Annotated in this window: 2 protein-coding genes; one reads left to right on the top strand and one right to left on the bottom strand. The window is 68.9% G+C overall.

The features are described 5' to 3' along the window. Positions 1-116 precede the first annotated feature (116 nt). Positions 117-767: a hemerythrin domain-containing protein gene (locus tag ON44_RS33695; RefSeq protein ID WP_040698062.1), complete on the bottom strand. Its 651-nt coding sequence runs from the start codon at positions 765-767 to the stop codon at positions 117-119. Between the two features lie 172 nt (positions 768-939). Between ON44_RS33695 and ON44_RS33690 the strand changes: the two genes are divergently transcribed. Further along, entirely contained in the window at positions 940-1,143 is a 204-nt protein-coding gene (locus ON44_RS33690; protein WP_040698061.1) for a hypothetical protein, read from the top strand. The last annotated feature ends 167 nt before the right edge of the window (positions 1,144-1,310 follow it).

Below are 1,310 nucleotides of genomic sequence, written 5' to 3'. Positions count from 1 at the left end.
GGCGACCCGGCCGCGGCCGCCGAACACCGCGCCCGTGCCGCCACAGTGTCGGCTCGCATCGCCGCTCAGCTGGACGGACTTCAGGATTGATCGGCGACCGCGCCTGTTCGCCGCGGTCATACCCCGTTGATGAGCCGTTCGCGGCGGCGGTGGGCGCGCCCGAACCAGCGCAGCAAGAGTTTCAGCATCAGCCCGCCTCCGGCGCCGGCGCGTTCCCATTCTTCCGGCGTGCACATCGCGAACATGCGGGGCAGTTCGAAACTCATCGTCGCGCCCCGGCGGGCGGCGGCTTCGACTCGACTCCATTGCTCGGCGCTGAGCTGCGCGGTGACGACCGGGAAGATGGTCGCCTCCTCGTCGCCGATGTGTTCGGTGAGCAGCGCGTGCAGGTGTCCGAGCCCGGTGCTGAGTTCGGTGGCCGAGCCGGGCGTCGAGCGGGCGAAGGCGCGGGCGGTGGCGCGCAGCCGGTCGAGGAGCGGGTCGAGCTGGGCGTGGTCGTCTTCGAGTTCGCGGAGGTCGATCGTGCCGTCGGCGGTGTCGCGCAGAAGTGGCCACAGCACCGTGTCCTCGATGTCGTGGTGATGGTGGATGCTGTCGCAAAGCAGCAGCAGGTATTCGGTGACGGCCGCCGCGCGGGCGGGTGGGCAGGCGGCGCGCCCGGCCGCGATGTCGGCGGTGAGACTGGTGAGGCGGGCGGTGTCGGCGAGCATGGCGCGATGGGCCAGGCGCATACCCAGCAGGTCGGGCCCGGTCGTGTGGGTCGGCATACTGGAGACAGTGCGTGGGGTGGCTTGCACCCTACTTACGAGTAACTGAAGGCGGGGCCCGCACAGGCGGAATTCGTACCGGACCGCGCCCGGTGGTGACGTGGGCAGGACGATGCCCGCTGACGACGGTCGGCCTGACGAGATCTGTTGGCATCTACGAAATCTGACGTCGATGGCGAGTGCGCATTGTTCTGGCGTCCTCGGTCTGGACGATCACGGATTCGTCCGAACCGGCCTGGATGCGGTGTACCGGACCCGCGACGAGGACGCGCCATCCCGAATGGCGACCGGTGCCGCTGGAAACAACCGTGCTCGGCGTCTCGCGGCGGGCGACGTCCGCAGCGGCTCGGCCGAGCTCCTATTCGCCCTGCCGTAACAGGGCGCCGGTAGACGGCCTTCGGCAAGCTGTTTCGAGTCCCTAACGACCAGTGACGCTCCGCCGTCCGCGTGCGGCGTGATCGCCGGCGGAAATAGTTCCGCTCCGACGCGGGTTAGTTTCCATGGAAACCAAATTGTGGGTCGGTGATCAGGCCGGCACCGATC

The sequence above is a fragment of the Nocardia vinacea NBRC 16497 genome (assembly GCF_000308835.1).
In the GTDB taxonomy this organism is placed as follows: Bacteria; Actinomycetota; Actinomycetes; order Mycobacteriales; family Mycobacteriaceae; genus Nocardia; species Nocardia vinacea.
Note: the sequence above shows the minus strand (reverse complement) of the source record. Positions and strands in the feature narration are given on the sequence as shown.

Bases quoted from the DNA above. Each gene is read 5' to 3' on its own strand.
- ON44_RS33695 (WP_040698062.1), bottom strand. From the start codon at position 767: ATGCCGACCCACACGACCGGGCCCGACCTGCTGGGTATGCGCCTGGCC.
- ON44_RS33690 (WP_040698061.1), top strand. From the start codon at position 940: ATGGCGAGTGCGCATTGTTCTGGCGTCCTCGGTCTGGACGATCACGGA.